This window comes from Moorena sp. SIO4A5 (assembly GCF_010672005.1).
Lineage (GTDB): Bacteria > Cyanobacteriota > Cyanobacteriia > Cyanobacteriales > Coleofasciculaceae > Moorena.
Genome location: NZ_JAAHHZ010000034.1, coordinates 53,431 through 68,705, shown reverse-complemented (window position 1 = coordinate 68,705; position 15,275 = coordinate 53,431). Strand labels below are relative to the sequence as shown.

The 15,275-nt window shown below is 44.5% G+C and carries 25 protein-coding genes and 1 pseudogene; 19 read left to right on the top strand and 7 right to left on the bottom strand.

Annotated elements, in window-relative coordinates; genetic code table 11:
• From F6K57_RS12825 to F6K57_RS12795, 7 genes and pseudogenes are all read left to right on the top strand, one after another.
• Positions 1-254: pseudogene (locus F6K57_RS12825) on the top strand (hypothetical protein); the annotation flags it as partial.
• A 344-nt stretch (positions 255-598) separates the two neighbouring features.
• Positions 599-814 (top strand): photosystem I reaction center subunit IV, encoded by a 216-nt coding sequence (locus tag F6K57_RS12820; RefSeq protein ID WP_293024157.1) that lies wholly within the window; start codon positions 599-601, stop codon positions 812-814.
• Between the two features lie 93 nt (positions 815-907).
• The gene (locus F6K57_RS12815; protein WP_293024159.1) at positions 908-1,756 is read left to right on the top strand and encodes a DNA-formamidopyrimidine glycosylase; all 849 of its coding nucleotides are present in this window, start codon (positions 908-910) and stop codon (positions 1,754-1,756) included.
• 23 nt (positions 1,757-1,779) lie between these two features.
• Positions 1,780-1,980, top strand: a complete 201-nt coding sequence (locus F6K57_RS12810; protein ID WP_293068077.1) for a hypothetical protein — start codon at positions 1,780-1,782, stop codon at positions 1,978-1,980.
• A gap of 24 nt (positions 1,981-2,004) precedes the next feature.
• Positions 2,005-2,226: an NAD(P)H-quinone oxidoreductase subunit O gene (locus F6K57_RS12805; RefSeq protein WP_293024163.1), complete on the top strand. Its 222-nt coding sequence runs from the start codon at positions 2,005-2,007 to the stop codon at positions 2,224-2,226.
• 98 nt (positions 2,227-2,324) lie between these two features.
• Positions 2,325-3,296, top strand: a complete 972-nt coding sequence (gene mdh / locus F6K57_RS12800) for a malate dehydrogenase (protein ID WP_293024165.1) — start codon at positions 2,325-2,327, stop codon at positions 3,294-3,296.
• Positions 3,297-3,302: 6 nt separating this feature from the next.
• Positions 3,303-3,461 (top strand): hypothetical protein, encoded by a 159-nt coding sequence (locus F6K57_RS12795; RefSeq protein ID WP_293024167.1) that lies wholly within the window; start codon positions 3,303-3,305, stop codon positions 3,459-3,461.
• On the opposite strand, the gene F6K57_RS12790 is transcribed toward F6K57_RS12795, so the two are convergent.
• On the bottom strand, positions 3,430-3,765 hold the full coding sequence (locus F6K57_RS12790; RefSeq protein ID WP_293068072.1) for a four helix bundle protein: 336 nt from the start codon (positions 3,763-3,765) through the stop codon (positions 3,430-3,432). The genes F6K57_RS12795 and F6K57_RS12790 overlap by 32 nt on opposite strands.
• Positions 3,740-3,991, bottom strand: coding sequence for a four helix bundle protein (locus F6K57_RS12785; RefSeq protein ID WP_293024171.1), 252 nt, complete (start codon positions 3,989-3,991; stop codon positions 3,740-3,742). The genes F6K57_RS12790 and F6K57_RS12785 overlap by 26 nt, the downstream gene beginning before the upstream one ends.
• 73 nt (positions 3,992-4,064) lie before the next feature.
• Here F6K57_RS12785 and F6K57_RS12780 point away from each other — a divergent pair, with 73 nt between their 5' ends.
• The 3 genes from F6K57_RS12780 to F6K57_RS12770 all read left to right on the top strand — a co-directional run bounded on the left by F6K57_RS12780 (position 4,065) and on the right by F6K57_RS12770 (position 6,618).
• Positions 4,065-5,492, top strand: coding sequence for a serine/threonine-protein kinase (locus F6K57_RS12780; protein WP_293024173.1), 1,428 nt, complete (start codon positions 4,065-4,067; stop codon positions 5,490-5,492).
• Between the two features lie 386 nt (positions 5,493-5,878).
• Positions 5,879-6,127 (top strand): UPF0175 family protein, encoded by a 249-nt coding sequence (locus F6K57_RS12775; protein WP_293024175.1) that lies wholly within the window; start codon positions 5,879-5,881, stop codon positions 6,125-6,127.
• The gene (locus F6K57_RS12770; RefSeq protein ID WP_293024177.1) at positions 6,124-6,618 is read left to right on the top strand and encodes a DUF3368 domain-containing protein; all 495 of its coding nucleotides are present in this window, start codon (positions 6,124-6,126) and stop codon (positions 6,616-6,618) included. Before F6K57_RS12775 ends, F6K57_RS12770 begins: the two co-directional genes overlap by 4 nt.
• A gap of 345 nt (positions 6,619-6,963) precedes the next feature.
• On the opposite strand, the gene F6K57_RS12765 is transcribed toward F6K57_RS12770, so the two are convergent.
• Positions 6,964-7,197: a hypothetical protein gene (locus F6K57_RS12765; RefSeq protein WP_293024179.1), complete on the bottom strand. Its 234-nt coding sequence runs from the start codon at positions 7,195-7,197 to the stop codon at positions 6,964-6,966.
• 269 nt (positions 7,198-7,466) lie between these two features.
• Between F6K57_RS12765 and F6K57_RS12760 the strand changes: the two genes are divergently transcribed.
• The 4 genes from F6K57_RS12760 (at position 7,467) to zds (ending at position 10,509) form a co-directional block, all read left to right on the top strand.
• Positions 7,467-8,369: an Rpn family recombination-promoting nuclease/putative transposase gene (locus tag F6K57_RS12760; protein ID WP_293068066.1), complete on the top strand. Its 903-nt coding sequence runs from the start codon at positions 7,467-7,469 to the stop codon at positions 8,367-8,369.
• A gap of 155 nt (positions 8,370-8,524) precedes the next feature.
• Positions 8,525-8,650 (top strand): type II toxin-antitoxin system prevent-host-death family antitoxin, encoded by a 126-nt coding sequence (locus F6K57_RS12755; protein WP_293068063.1) that lies wholly within the window; start codon positions 8,525-8,527, stop codon positions 8,648-8,650.
• Positions 8,651-8,853: 203 nt separating this feature from the next.
• The gene (locus F6K57_RS12750; protein WP_293024184.1) at positions 8,854-9,066 is read left to right on the top strand and encodes a hypothetical protein; all 213 of its coding nucleotides are present in this window, start codon (positions 8,854-8,856) and stop codon (positions 9,064-9,066) included.
• 6 nt (positions 9,067-9,072) lie between these two features.
• Complete coding sequence (zds, locus tag F6K57_RS12745; RefSeq protein ID WP_293046966.1) at positions 9,073-10,509, top strand: 9,9'-di-cis-zeta-carotene desaturase; 1,437 nt, start codon at positions 9,073-9,075, stop codon at positions 10,507-10,509.
• Here zds and F6K57_RS12740 read toward each other — a convergent pair.
• Entirely contained in the window at positions 10,502-10,642 is a 141-nt protein-coding gene (locus F6K57_RS12740) for a hypothetical protein (RefSeq protein WP_293068059.1), read from the bottom strand. The genes zds and F6K57_RS12740 overlap by 8 nt on opposite strands.
• Positions 10,643-10,752: 110 nt before the next feature.
• Between F6K57_RS12740 and F6K57_RS12735 the strand changes: the two genes are divergently transcribed.
• Positions 10,753-10,893 (top strand): hypothetical protein, encoded by a 141-nt coding sequence (locus F6K57_RS12735; RefSeq protein ID WP_293068056.1) that lies wholly within the window; start codon positions 10,753-10,755, stop codon positions 10,891-10,893.
• A 22-nt stretch (positions 10,894-10,915) separates the two neighbouring features.
• Positions 10,916-11,356: an SRPBCC family protein gene (locus F6K57_RS12730; RefSeq protein WP_293046964.1), complete on the top strand. Its 441-nt coding sequence runs from the start codon at positions 10,916-10,918 to the stop codon at positions 11,354-11,356.
• A gap of 251 nt (positions 11,357-11,607) precedes the next feature.
• On the opposite strand, the gene lipA is transcribed toward F6K57_RS12730, so the two are convergent.
• Entirely contained in the window at positions 11,608-12,516 is a 909-nt protein-coding gene (gene lipA, locus F6K57_RS12725) for a lipoyl synthase (protein WP_293046970.1), read from the bottom strand.
• A 376-nt stretch (positions 12,517-12,892) separates the two neighbouring features.
• On the bottom strand, positions 12,893-13,270 hold the full coding sequence (locus F6K57_RS12720) for a four helix bundle protein (protein ID WP_293024193.1): 378 nt from the start codon (positions 13,268-13,270) through the stop codon (positions 12,893-12,895).
• Between the two features lie 173 nt (positions 13,271-13,443).
• Between F6K57_RS12720 and F6K57_RS12715 the strand changes: the two genes are divergently transcribed.
• Positions 13,444-13,578 (top strand): hypothetical protein, encoded by a 135-nt coding sequence (locus tag F6K57_RS12715; RefSeq protein ID WP_293024196.1) that lies wholly within the window; start codon positions 13,444-13,446, stop codon positions 13,576-13,578.
• A complete protein-coding gene (locus F6K57_RS12710; protein ID WP_293024199.1) occupies positions 13,568-13,879 on the top strand; it encodes a hypothetical protein in 312 nt (103 codons plus the stop codon). Before F6K57_RS12715 ends, F6K57_RS12710 begins: the two co-directional genes overlap by 11 nt.
• Here the strand turns inward: F6K57_RS12710 and F6K57_RS12705 are convergent.
• Entirely contained in the window at positions 13,797-14,483 is a 687-nt protein-coding gene (locus F6K57_RS12705) for a TIGR04283 family arsenosugar biosynthesis glycosyltransferase (protein ID WP_293024201.1), read from the bottom strand. The genes F6K57_RS12710 and F6K57_RS12705 overlap by 83 nt on opposite strands.
• 162 nt (positions 14,484-14,645) lie before the next feature.
• Here F6K57_RS12705 and F6K57_RS12700 point away from each other — a divergent pair, with 162 nt between their 5' ends.
• Positions 14,646-15,233 (top strand): IS607 family transposase, encoded by a 588-nt coding sequence (locus F6K57_RS12700; RefSeq protein ID WP_293024203.1) that lies wholly within the window; start codon positions 14,646-14,648, stop codon positions 15,231-15,233.
• The last annotated feature ends 42 nt before the right edge of the window (positions 15,234-15,275 follow it).

Here is a 15,275-nt window from a genome sequence, read left to right as displayed (position 1 = left end):
TATCTGGGACAACCTTGCCATTATTGGTAGGGGTAGAGAATTTAGTCCAGTGGGGGATTTGTAGCATTGAGAATGGCATTGCCCTCGCAACGGTTTCCCCTCGCCAAGCCATCGGTTTACCAACCCTCAACATTGGTCAACCAGCTCAGTTATTACGCTGGCATCTCGATGAGGAAACATCAAAGCTGAGTTGGCAGCGTTTGTCAGATTATAGGAGTTCTCAATTGGTTGGGGTACAAAGTCCAGGGTTTTAGGGAGCAGGGAGCAGGGAGCAGGGAGCAGGGAAGAAAATTTAAATGTACCTTACGCTTACTACGAAACTCTATAGACTTCTCCGAGAAGTCGGGAATAGGGGGAAGAGTGTGTTAGACAGGGTAAGCGTGGTAAGCCTGGTAAACGTAGTAGATTTTTAGTAAGGGTAATCATAGAGTTAATCATACTCATGAGATACAGTCAATTTTCTTACCCCTACTCCCTACTCCCTACTCCCTACTCCCTACTCCCTAGAGGTAAATTAATAAAACTTAAACAATTAAGTCAACGGAGAAGCCTAATTGAGTAGTACGCTGTAGAACTAGAGCGTAAGGTAAATTTTTTTATGGCAGAACTAAAACGTGGTGCAAAAGTTCGGATTAAAAGAAAAGAATCCTACTGGTATAACGATGTGGGAACTGTGGCTAGTATAGACAAGAGTGGTATCAAATACCCAGTGATTGTCCGCTTTGATAAGGTCAACTATACTGGCTACAGCGGTAGCCCCTCTGGGGTTAACACCAATAACTATGCACCGACTGAACTGGAAGTAGTTGGTTAACCTAGCCAGACTCAGGAATTTGAGTTCCTGGTGTCTGTAGAGTGCTAAGTTAACACGCTTGCACTCACCATTGATTAACTAAAGCACTCAATCGTGCCGGAACTACCAGAAGTTGAAACAATTCGCCTGGGTCTAAATCAAGTGACTACAGGCCAAGAAATCCAGGGTGGAGAGGTGTTACTATCGCGCACCATCGCCCACCCTATTTCTCCGAAAGATTTTTTAGCCCAACTCAAAACTGTCACCATTAGTGATTGGTATCGACGGGGCAAATACCTACTCGCTAAACTAAGCAAGTCAGACAGTGATCAGGCCGGTTGGTTAGGTGTTCACCTCCGGATGACTGGTCAACTGCTATGGCTAAGTCAAGACCAGCCTCACCCAAAACACACGCGAGTGCGATTGTTTTTCCCAAACAACCAGGAGTTAAGGTTTATCGACCAGCGCACCTTTGGTCGAATGTGGTGGATTCCGCCATCCCAATTACCAGAAACTATTATCACTGGTCTAAAGCAACTCGGACCAGAACCGTTTTCCCAGGAATTTTCTACAGATTACCTAGTTAGTAAGCTCCATCACCGCCAGCGTGCGATTAAAACAGCCTTGCTCGATCAATCCCTGGTAGCAGGAATAGGTAATATCTATGCCGATGAAGCATTATTCTTGAGTGGTATTCGACCAGAAACCCTTTGTAAAGATTTGGGGTTAGAGCAGATCGAAAAGCTGAGCATCGCGATTATCCAAGTATTGGAAAAAGCGATTGAGTCTGGTGGTACCACGTTTAGTGATTTTATCAACGTCCAGGGAGTCAATGGCAACTATAAGGGGATTGCCTGGGTTTATGGTCGCACCGGAGAACCCTGTCGTATCTGTAGCACCCCCATCCAGCGAACCAAGTTAGTCGGTCGCTCAGCTCACTTTTGTCCGAACTGTCAGCGTTGATAAGTGTGGGAAGTGTGGGAAGTGTGGGGAGATGGGGAGATGGGGAGATGGGGAGATTTCTATTAAGGGTAATTATCGGTTCTCATGGTAATAAGGTAAACAAGATTTTTTACCGACTCCCGACTCCCAATTCCCGATTCCCGATTCCCGATTCCCAATTCCCTGTTCCCGATTCCCGATTCCCGATTCCCGATTCCCGATTTCTCATTCCCCCGATAGAATAGAAGAGGAAAGACAAAAGAGATTTTATGGCTGGGAAAATTAAAAAGGGAGTATTGGTTCGGGCTATCCAAGCCCAGTTAGAGGGTAGCCTGGAAGCAAAAGCAAGTGACCCCCGCTTTTCCTCTTATCTGTTTGAAACCGATGGGGAAATTGTTGATATTAAGGGGGATTATGCCCTGGTCAAATTTGGTCGGGTACCTACCCCCAACATTTGGTTACGTATTGACCAGTTGGAAATCTCGTCTTAACCGGCCTGAAAAGTATCGTCTTAACGAGCATCCCTTTTGAAGACGATGCTCGTTAAGAGCGGCTACGCGAACGCATTTCCACCCTACCCATTCCGATCATGGTACCCTATCCCAACTCCCCAATTGCCTGCCACGACAACCGTGTATCCGTAATCGGTGGTGGTAGAGTAGGGAGTACTCTTGTCCAACGGATTGCTGAGAAAAATCTGGCCGATGTCGTACTCCTGGATATTAAACCAGGTATGCCCCAAGGCATTGCTCTCGATTTAATGGAGGCCAGGGGCATTGAAGGTCACGATTGCCAAATTATCGGAACTAATGACTATGCTGATACTGCTGGTTCCGATGTGGTGGTGATTACGGCAGGAAGTCCCCGGAAACCAGGCATGAGTCGGGATGACCTGCTACAGATCAATTCCAAAATTGTGGTGGAAGCGGCTAAAAATGCGATCGCAAAATCCCCAGATGCCATGTTAATCGTGGTCACCAATCCCCTCGATGTGATGACCTACCTAGCCTGGCAAGCTACTGACTTACCACCCCATCGCGTCATGGGCATGGCAGGGGTGTTGGATTCTACCCGATTCCGGACATTCATTGCCATGGAAAATGGTGTATCCGTTGCGGATGTCAATGCTGTAGTGCTCGGAGGCCATGGGGACCTAATGGTGCCACTACCCCGCTACTCTACCGTTAGCGGTGTTCCCATCACGGAACTGATGACACCAGACCGGATAGAAGCCCTGATCGAACGGACTCGCCGAGGCGGAGCAGAAATTGTAGAACTGATGCGCACTGGCAGTGCTTATTTTGCTCCAGCATCATCTGCCTGTTTGATGGTAGAAGCAATATTACACAACCAATCCCGCCAAATCACCGCAGCTGCCTACCTTCAGGGTGAATATGGTTTAAAAGATATTTTTATAGGGGTACCCACCCGATTGGGGTGTCGAGGTATCGAAAAAATTTTGGAATTAAAGTTGACAGATTATGAACTGTCCTCCCTCAAGATATCAGCTGAATCAGTTCGTGACAATATTAAGAAGGCACAAGAGATGCTGGGTCATTAAGAGAGTGTGGGGAGTGTGGGAAGTGTGGGAAGTGTGGGGAGATGGGGAGATGGGGAGATGGGGAGATGGGGAGATGGGGAGATGGGGAGATGGGGAGATGGGGAAGTGTGGGGAGCTTCGGGAGCTTGGGGAGTTAGTCGAGTAACCAATTATCTGGATTGGTGATCATCTTGACTAATCCACTAAGAATTTGATTGTAATTTCCGTAGAGTTCTCTGACTTGTTCGACCGTGAGATACTGGCATTTCACCGCAAAGGTTAACCAAACTTGAGTCTCTGCTGCCTCTGCCTCACAATCATTCAGTTTAGCTACAAAAGCGGCTTTATATCTCCGTTTTATCCAAGCTTCTGCGAGATTAGCACAGACTGAGCGAGAGGAACGACGAATTTGATCAGTTAGCGATGCAGCGCGGTCTTGGGGGTTTCCCCCACTCGCTATTGCATCAAGACAATGAATATTTTTCTTCAACTGGGAACTTTTTAGAATGTTCAAAAATTAGCATCGCTGTCTCAAATGCCAATTGATAAATAACCAAATCTTCATGAGTTCTAAAATACTTTTTACCTTTTTCGTTTTCTGCTCCTATCTTTCCCATCTTCTTTAATTGCCATCGCTCTTCTCTTCTGTCCTCTCCATCTTCCCACACTCCCCTATCTGATGACCAGTAACTTCCCACCCCTCCCACACTCCCCACCCTCCCCACACTTCCCACACTCCCCACCCTCCCCACACCCAGCGTTATAGATTATCAATTATTGGCGGCTATTATGTCTAATACCTTAAAACCTGGAGCAATTATCAAAGACCGCTATACAATCTTAGGCGACTTAGGTCAAGGAACTTTTGGACGGACCTATCTCGCTGAAGATGCTAATCGCTACCAAGAGCGTTGTGTACTTAAAGAATTTGCTCCCCAACTTCAAAACAACTATGAGTTACAAAAAGCTCAAGAATTATTTGAGCGAGAAGCTGGGATGCTATACCAGCTCAGACATAACCAAATTCCTTGTTTTCGAGAGTTACTTAGAACCAGTATTGGTCGTAAAAATTATCTCTTTTTAGTACAAGACTATGTCGAAGGGTTAACCTATCACCAGCTGTTAGTCCAGGGTCAAAAGTTTAGGGAAGCAGATGTGATTAAACTGCTCCAAGACATCTTGCCAGTTTTAGATTATATTCATTCTAAGCAGATCATTCATCGGGATATTTCTCCGGATAATCTGATTAAACGGAATTCTGACAATAAGCCAGTATTAATTGACTTTGGTTGTGTCAAAGAAATGGTAACCACTGCCATTGTCCAATCAACCGGACACGTGATTGGAACTCAAGTGGGCAAACGGGGTTACTCCCCAGATGAACAGTTACGATATGGTAAAGCTGATGCCACTAGCGACCTTTACGCTTTAGCAGTAACTGCTTTAGTATTGCTAACCGGTAAACAGCCTCTAGACCTTTATGATAGTTATCACGCCACCTGGCTTTGGCAAGAGATAACTATTAGCCCCAGCTTCAAATCGGTCTTGGCTAAAATGCTGGCTAATCTTCCTAAAGAACGGTATCAGTCAGCCCAAGATGTCAGTGAAGCCCTAGAAACCGTAATTCCCCAGCCGGTAAGTAGCCAGCAGCCAACTAAGCTACCCAATAATCTACCAACTAAACAACCAAATAATCTACCAACTAAGCTACCAAATAAACAACCAAATACACTATTTACCCAGATTGCTACCTTAGTGGCTGCTCCTGGTCAAACCATTAAAACAACGTTCACTGCTGTGCTCAATCGCAAACAGCAATCCACTAACCGTGAACTAAAGTTTTTTGGTCTTTCTATGTCCATTGCTTTATTAGTAGTGTTTGGAACGGTAGCAGTAGCTAGAGGAGGGTTTACTACACCAAAATTACCCAAGATATCCTGGAAATTGCCATCTATACCATCATTGCCTTCTCAATCATCTGTGAGTAACACAGAGCAGCAACGGCAAAAGCAAATCTATCAGCGTTGTCTAGATTTGAACATTGATCCAGGTACTTTTTATCAGAAAGTTGATCAATTTTTTTATAGTACATATCCACAATTAAAAGGAAAGACTCTTTCCGATAAACAAGAGGATGTTCAATTCCGGGCAGCTTGGTATCAAATTGCTGAGGATTTACTGGATAATTTGGAACAAGAGGCTTATTTGAGTAATTAGAGTGAGATGTTTTGGGGAGAGGGTGGGTTGTGTGGGAAGTGTGGGGAGGGTGGGAGGAGTAAGTTAAGAGGGAGAAGAGGGTGTTGGAAAAGTATTGCATTGTCGCAATTTAAAGGAAAAACCGATGGGGGGTGTGGGATGAGTAAGTTAAGAGGGAGAAGAGGGTGTTGGAAAACTATTGCATTGTTACAATTTATTGATCTTGAGGTTGACCCCGACTATCCCTGACCAGGCTTAGGTGCAGCATTGATTTGTGCGATCGCAAACGAAATAACCTCCATGAGCCAGACAGTTATGGGAGGGCTAGTAAAAGTTAGCTGAAATCTAGTAAAAACAGAAAGTTTTTGAGCTATCGTTAGAAATACGATAGATAAGGCAATTTGGCGATGAGTATTGTTATTTCAGACACAATCCTAGAAGCATCCCAGCTTACCCCAAGTGAGTTTCGTCAGGAAATTGCATTACACTTGTTTCAAACAGGTCGCCTAACACTGAACTATGCCAGCCGACTGGCTCACATGCAACCCAACGAGTTTCGCCAATTTCTCAAGCAGCGCAAAATTCCCCTTTACTACTACGATGTTGAAGACTTTGAAATTGACTTGAAAAATTTGCGGGAGTTAGGACGGTTGTGATTGTTATTAGCGATACATCAGCAATCACAAATTTGGCAGCCATTCAACACTTGCAGCTTCTGCCTCAACTCTATAATCAAGTCATTATTCCTGAAGCAGTCTATCGTGAACTTGCAGACATTGATCCTCCTGTTCCTGGCACTCTCGAAGTTCAATCTGCTTCCTGGCTTGAAGTCAGGCAAGTGCTTAACTATGAAGTAGTTGAACATCTTCAGAGTGAGGTGAGTTTAGATCCTGGAGAATCTGAGGCGATTGCCCTTGCCCTAGAAATCAATGCTGACTTGCTATTAATTGATGAGCGTCGTGGTCGAGCAGAAGCCGATCGTCTGGGCTTAAGGATTACTGGATTGCTGGGTATTTTAGTTGAGGCGAAACACCAAAATCTCATCGTTGCTGTCAAGCCGTTGATGGATGCCTTAATTGCTACCTCAGAGTTTAGAGTGTCTCTAGCCTTATATAATCAGATTTTAGACATGGTGGATGAAATCTAGAGGGCAGGGCTGATTAATGCTGGTGGAAGTTATTAGACTTCGCAGCAGTTGTTAGGTATCCCAATCTAAATTATGAACAGCTTAACTATACCAATAAATCAATAAAAAAAATTCGGTCAAGTTCTGGTTAACCCCAAGTCTTGACCGATTTCTATTTTGTAAGCTTCCACAAGTACAGCTGAGCTGCACTCAAATCTAAATCGCTACTGATAAACTATCGAATTAGTCAGCAACTACTCGAAAGTAACCACCTCCCAACTCATCCTTCATCCTGATATATACCCCTCCACAAAACAACTTTAACCCTTGATAGTCGCCAGGGCGACGCCCTGGCAATTTACTATCCTAGTCTAGGTATAAGTATCGAATCAAAAAAGTCGTAACCTGACCAGATTTTCCGGTAGGCTCGAAAGCGCTCCACTCGTCGGGATAGGCGTATTTAAGGGAATAGATAGCATTAATTGTTTTGCGAACTTGTTTAGGAGAACCGACCAAGATGTGCTTGACTTTTTTAGGTTTGCGACCTGGCTTTTCAGGGTTGGTATTTTCATCGGAGTTGGGTGGAAGGTTGTCATTCATCAGTAGTAATTCCTTAAAACTGCTTACATAATTAATATATACATAAATTAATTTACTGTCAAGGGATTTAGGAATTTTTTTTTATTAATAAATTGAAAATGGCTATAATAATAAATAGGTCATAAATAATAGTAAATAACCAGTAATATATCTGATATTTTCTGTAGAGATGCTATAGCTTTTATCATTTATTACTCCTGCTGCTAAGCTCCCTGCTCCCTTAGTTAAAATACTATATATATTTTTTTGTTATAATAAGGTATAAAACCATGAGATTCATCAGTCCTAAAACTGACTTTGCTTTCAAGAAAATATTTGGTTCAGATCAGAGTAAGGATATTCTAATTTCTTTCCTCAATGCTATGATATACTCTGGTAATTACGTCATCCAGGATTTAGAAATTATTGATCCTTATAGCGCGGGGGATGTAGTAGATTTAAAAGACACTTATCTAGATGTTAAGGCAGTATTAGAGGATGGAACAACTGTTATCATTGAGATGCAACTCTGGAATGTGGAAGGTTTCAAGAAGCGAGTGGTTTATAACTTGTGCAAAACCTATGGAAATCAACTGCAATTGGGACAGGGATATTTCGATATAAATCCAGTCATTGCTTTAACTATCACGGATTTTAAGTTATTCCCTTCCAGCGATAAAGTAATTAGCTGTTTTTACTTTCAAGAGGAAGAAGACCACTTACCTTATCAGGAAAATGACTTAAAGCTGGTGTTTGTGGAACTTCCTAAATTTACTAAGCAACTGGAAGATTTAGAAAGTGTGATAGATAAGTGGATATATTTTATCAAAGAAGCGCCAAACTTAGAAATTATTCCTGACAACTTCAGGGAAATCCCACAGCTGGAAAAAGCCTTAACCATAGCGAATCAAGCGGGGTTGAGTGTGTCAGAAGTGGAAAAACTCCGCAAACAGGAGATGGTTTTGGAAGACGCGCGAGGTGCATTGAGTTTCGCGAAAAGGCAAGGACGAGAAGAAGGGGAAAGAAATTTACTATTGCGACAGCTTGAGAGCCGCTTTGGCAAACTAACGATTAATGGCTTGGCATTAATCGAAGCCTTGACCAACGAAGACCTAAACCGTTTATCAGAAGCCATCTGGGATTTTCAGACCAGTGAGGACTTACTCAACTGGCTGCAAGAGCACTCTAATTAAAAGTCTAAATTTTTAATAAAATTAATCCGATGGTGGGCAGTAGTTGATACCAATTAAAAAGCTGACAATCTCGAAGCTAAGCACTGCCCACCCTACATCAAATGCTGCTATTGACTAAAATAGACTTAATGTCTAGTATTTTTACCTAAAAAGTGATGAAAAACCTTGGAGCATCTGAGGCAAAAAACCGTTTTGGTGAACTGTTGGATTTAGCTCGAAGAGAGCCAGTAAAAATTACTAAAAAAGGGCGTAATGTTGCTGTTGTTATTTCTATAGAATAATTTGAAAGGTTCTTAGAATTAGAAGACGAACTTATAGCTATTAAAGCTAAACAAGAACAACAAGAAGGGTTTATTGGGCTGTCAGAAAGTGAGCAGCTTTTGGAGGATATTATGAATGCTTAGGCTTAAAGGGAGGAGGGAGCAGGGAGCAGGGAGCAGGGAGCAGGCAGAAGAAAATTGAAATTGAAGGTACTTCATCACGTATGATAAACGCGCTAAGTTACCAAGTTCAAGAAGAAATTATAGAAATATTACTGATTGCTACCCCACCGCAGCACTCAAACGCGATTGACCTACGGTCACGCTACGCGAACGCACTCCCGATTCCCTACTCCCCACTCCCGATTCCCGACTCCCCACTCCCGACTCCCCACTCCCGGAATATATTAAAATATGTAAAGAAACTGAAAGGATAAGGGAGAATGCGCTTAGCAATTGTTGGTGCGGGGCTCGCGGGCATGGCCACAGCAGTAGAATTAGTGGATGCTGGTCATGAGGTGGAAATTTTTGAATCCCGTCCCTTTGTGGGGGGAAAGGTGGGAAGCTGGGTAGATAAGGATGGCAATCACATCGAAATGGGGTTGCATGTCTTCTTTGGCTGCTATTACAACCTGTTTGACCTGATGAAGAAGGTGGGAGCGTTCCAGTTTCTGCGCCTGAAGGAGCATACTCACACTTTTATTAATCAGGATGGACGCAAGGGTGAGCTAGACTTTCGCTTCATTACTGGTGCTCCCTTTAATGGCCTAAAAGCTTTTTTCACCACTTCCCAACTCTCCCTCCAGGATAAGCTGCAAAACTCCATTGCCCTGGGGATCAGCCCTCTGGTGCGTGGCTTGATAGATTTCGATGGCGCAATGAAAACGATTCGTGACCTAGATGCGGTCAGTTTCGCTGATTGGTTTCGCGGTCATGGTGGTTCCGACGGTAGTTTAAAGCGGATGTGGAATCCCATTGCCTATGCTCTGGGTTTCATCGATACCGAGAACATTTCTGCCCGTTGTATGCTAACGATTTTCCAGTTATTTGCGGCTAGAACCGAAGCATCGGTACTACGAATGCTGGAAGGCTCTCCTCATGAGTACCTCCATAAACCAATTATTAACTATTTAGAGGAAAGAGGAGCAAAAATCCACACTCGCCGCCAAGTTAGGGAAATTCTGTTTACCGAAACCCCAGAGGAAACCCGAGTCACTGGTTTAGTGATTGCCAAAGGGGAAACCGAAGAAACCATCACCGCTGATGCCTATGTCTGTGCGGTTGATGTGCCTGGTGTTCAACGGCTGTTACCCAAATCATGGCGCAAGTGGTCCGATTTCGATAATATCTACAAGCTTGATACGGTACCAGTGGCCACGGTTCAACTACGATTTGATGGCTGGGTGACAGAGCTTCATGATGCCGAGAAACGCCAGCAACTCCAAGAAGCAGCAGGGATGGATAATCTACTGTATACTCCCGATGCTGACTTTTCCTGCTTTGCGGATTTAGCTCTGACTAGTCCTGGTGACTATTACAAAGCCGGTGAAGGGTCACTGATGCAGTTGGTACTAACCCCAGGAGACCCATTTATTCGACAAAGTAATGATGCGATCGCAAAACATGTGCTTCACCAAGTCCATAATTTGTTTCCCTCCTCACGAGACTTGACCATGACCTGGTATAGTGTCGTAAAACTCGCTCAGTCTCTATACCGGGAAGCCCCTGGCATGGACCCCTATCGCCCTAACCAAAAGACACCAATCCCTAATTTCTTCCTAGCCGGTAGCTATACCCAACAAGACTATATCGATAGTATGGAAGGAGCTACCCTATCCGGGCGTCGTGCTGCTAAGGCGATTGAGTCTTTGGTTAGTTGAGGGAATAGGGAATAGGGAATAGGGAGTAGGGAATAGGGAACAGGGAACAGGGAACAGGGAACAGGGAACAGGGAACAGCGGATAAACGAACAGGGAAAGAGAGGGGAGTTTGGCGAGACCCGTAAGACCACACTGGCTCCCCTTGACTGCGCTACCTCACTGCATCGCTTTTATGATATTGTTGCCGTCAATTATTGTTTCTTTTGCCTATTGCCTATTGCCTATTGCAATACTAAATCAATTGTGAGAATTTTTGTTCCCTACTCCCTACTCCCTACTCCCTACTCCCTACTCCCTACTCCCTGTTCCCTATTCCCTGTTCCCTGTTCCCTATTCCCTGTTCCCTGTTCCCTGTTCCCTTTGCTATCGCGAAGTCTACAATAATACTTTACGAACCTAAAACCCCATGTCTGATTGGCTGGAACATAGTGTACAAGTTGAAGTAGAAGTTCCCATTGAATTAGCGTGGGAGCTTTGGTCAGATTTAGAGCAAATGCCGCGCTGGATGAAGTGGATTGACTCAGTGGAAGTCCTAGAAGAGGATCCTGACTTATCCCGGTGGAAACTTGCTAGTACAGGTTTTGAGTTTAGCTGGCTCTCTCGAATTCTGAAATTAGTTCCACATCAGATTATTCAGTGGGAATCAGTAGATGGTTTGCCCAATCGAGGTGCAGTCCGCTTCTACGACCGTAAAGATAGCAGTATCGTTAAGCTGACCATCGCTTACGGCATTCCCGGCATTCTTGGTCAGTTAATGGATAACTTATTTTTAGGTAACTTAGTTGAGTCTACTATCCAGGAAGATTTAGAACGATTCCGGGATTATGCTCTTAAAGTGAAAGGCTAGGAGTGGGGAGATGGGGAGATGGGGAGATGGGGAGATGGGGAGTATGGGGAGATGGGGAGTATGGGAGATGGGGGGATGGGGAGTATGGGGAGTATGGGAGATGGGGGGATGGGGAGATGGGGGGATGGGGAGATTTAATAGTATATCATATTAACCCTTCAACCAGCTAACCTTCAACCTTCAACCAGCTAACCTTCAACCTTCAACCAGCTAACCTTCAACCTTCAACCAACCAACCTTCAACCTGCTCTTCAACTTTCCCCCGCATGGTACGAACTACGGACCAAAGGACCCGAACGAACATGAGCAAATCCCATATCCCGTGCGATCGCACCTAGCTCATCAAACTCTTCCGGTGTCCAGTATTTTTGTACCGGCAGATGTTGGAGAGAGGGACGCATATATTGACCGAGGGTGATGCGATCGCATCCAATCTTACCTAAATCCGCCATCGCCTCAATCACTTCTGCTTTGGTTTCCCCATGGCCCAACATTAATCCGGACTTAGTGGGAATGGTGGGATTGAGTTGTTTGACAATGCTGAGCACATCAAGCGATCGCTGATATTGTGCTCCCCGGCGCACCTTGCCCTGTAGCCGCTGCACTGTTTCAATATTGTGGTTGTAACAGGCTGGCTTGGCCTCCACCACCGTGGCTATCCGTTGCTGTTGCAACTCTGCTGAGGTTTGATCCTGCTCACCTTTACCCCCCCAGAAATCTGCCGTTAGCACTTCTATCTCAGTACCTGGATTGAGTTTGCGGATTGCATCCATCGTAGCGACAAACCAACCCGCACCCTGGTCTGGTAAATCATCCCTGGCCACAGAGGTCAGCACCACATACCGCAACCCCAATAACTGTACCGATTCCGCCACTTTTTGCGGCTCCTCTGGGTCTAGGGCCATGGGAGCATGACCTTTATCTACTTGACAAAATGCACAAGACCGTGTACACGTCGGTCCCATCAACAAAAATGTAGCAGTTTTCTGAGAATAGCACTCACCTCGGTTGGGGCAACGTCCCTCTTCACAAATGGTGTGAATTTGCCGTTGTTTAATAATCCGCTGCACCGTTGAGATGTCACTAGCATTACCAATAGGACGTCGCAACCAAGAGGGAAGTGCAGTAATTTCTGAACGCCATTGTTTTTGTGTAGTCATGGATAATCGGGAGTCGGGAGTCGGGAATCGGGAGTGGGGAATCGGGAATCGGGAATCGGGAATCGGGAATCGGGAATCGGGAGTCGAATAGAATTGTAACAGGAGCAACGGGCAAGATGCCCGTTCCACGTTAGATGGCTATTCTACCAAGATGGCTATTCCACAAAACTATTTCCATCAAACGAAGTCTACTATTGTTTAACTAGTCACACAAAGACTTGACTTCGCGGCAGTTGTCTGGAACAGGGGATCACCAGAACAGTAGACAAGAATTGATGCAAACACTATCAGAAAACTACTTTTGCGCATAGGTCTACTATCTACTCCTCCCGATTCCCCACTCCCGATTCCCGATTCCCGATTCCCGACTCCGGAATTATGAGTTATCTAGCAATGACCGAATCAGAGAACGTAGCATTCTTCCTAAAGCTTCACACTCATCTATAATCGGATTAATGCTTCCAGAAGTAGCCAGTTTCACTCTGACCGATAAGAAAAGATGGGTTTCCAATTCTTTGAGAGAGCCTTGAGCTATTCTGAGAAATTGAACATATTCTCCTCGATATTCTCGCCCATATCCCTCTGCAATATTAGCAGGAATTGATGCAGCTGCTCTCCTTATCTGTGCAGTCATCCCATACATTTCCTGTTTAGGGAATTCTCTGGTGATCACATAGCAACTCTCGGCCACATCCATTCCCTTTTGCCAAACTCGCAAATCTCGATAAGACTGAATTTGATTATAATTGCTCATGCTTAAACTAGAGTTCGGGAGTCGGGAGTGGGGAATCGGGAATCGGGAGTGGGGAGTCGGGAGTCGGGAGTGGCTCTATGGTAGAAAAGCGATCGCTATGGTTGTCAGTCTCCGAAAACATTTGCCATTTATAAAATTATTAGCTTTTGTATACTAAGCGTTCCCACTATTTTTTGAAAATCACAAATACAACATCCACCACCCGAAAAATATACCGATTCCCGATTCCCGATTCCCGATTCCCGATTATGGTTGTCAGTCTCCGAAAACATTTGCCATTTATAAAATCATTAGCTTTTGTATACTAAGCGTACCCACTATTTTTTTATAAATAGTCACACATCGATTCCCAATTCCCGATTCCCAATTCCCGATTCCCCACTCCCGATTCCCGACTCCCGATTCCCGACTCCCGATTCCCGACTCCCGATTCCCGACTCCCGACTCCCGACTCCCGATTCCCGATTCCCAATTCCCGATTCCCGATTCCCGATTCCCGATTCCCAATTCCCGATTCCCGATTCCTTCACCCCTTTGCCCGACGATACCAACCCACAATCCGGTGAGGAGAAACCCCCAAATGATAGGCAACGATCACCAGTTGGTTAATTAATGTAGTTTTGACAACCCCCAAGGTCTGCCAGCGGCGTCCTGATGTTAAGACAGGTTGATTAAGGATAGTTATTTTACCTAGGTGGCGGAGGCGTCGCATCAAGTCAAAATCTTCCATAATCGGTAGATTAAGAAAACCACCAAGGTCTGTAAACACCTTAGTCTTGATAAAGATAGCTTGATCACCGTAAGGCAAAGAGCAAAAACGCGATCGCAAATTCACCATCCGTTCAATTAGCCTTACCCCCCGCAGGTTAGCATCAATCGCTAATTCAAAAGCACCAGCCACGGTATCATAGTTTTGTAACCCTTCGCGAACTAAGGTATCAAATCCTTTTGGTAAACGGGTATCAGCGTGGAGAAACAGTAGAATATCTCCGGTAGCCACCGCAGCACCAGCATTCATTTGACTAGCGCGACCGGTACCAGCAGCTATAATCTTAGCACCCAGTGATTGTGCGATCGCAACGGTTTCATCATGACTGCCCCCATCTACCACAATCACTTCCACATTAGACGCTTCCCTAACCGTAGCCAAAGTATCAGCTATGTGACTAGCCTCATTCAGAACCGGGATGATAATTGAAATTTTTACTATCACGCAACAGCTTTAGCATTGTTTCTGACAAATTAGCATCCCTGACTAGGAAATAACCAATGTTCCCTTAATTTCTATCCATATTTAGACATTTATTACGTAATAGCGATATAATAAAAGGTAAACTAAATACAAACTAGATTCAAATAAGGTGAGAAATCCAACATGTCAGGGTTAACCATTAGTATTGGAGAAGCAGCCAGTGAGCTAGGAGTCTCAGTTAAAACCTTAAGGAGGTGGGCAGACGCAGGAAAGATTAGGTCACAACGTTCTCCCAGTGGCCATCGGCGATTTTATGTAGCCGATATCAAACACATTACACCACGGAATGTCGGTCAGATCGATGATCGCATAACCATTAACTATGCCCGTATTTCAGATCAAGACCAAAAAGAAGACTTAGTCAAGCAAATCAAAATTTTAGAGTCTTTTAGTACTGCTAATGGTTGGCAGTATGAAACAATTCAAGATTCAGGTGCCGGAATCAATTCCCAAAATAAAGGCTTACAGAAACTGCTCAAGCGCATCATGCAGGGGAATGTTGGCAGACTTGTCATTACTCACAAAGATAGGCTGCTTAGAGTTAGCGCTGAATTAGTCTTTGCTATGTGTGAAGAATTCAAGACAGAAGTAATAATTATCAACAAGTCATCAGAAGACATCAGCCTTGAACAAGAATTAGTTACAGACATGATGGAGCTGATTACAATATTTTCAGAAAAACTCCATAGTGCTAAAAGTTCCAAAATGTAAGCTATTAGCTATTAGCTATCAGTGATCAGCTATCAGCTATCA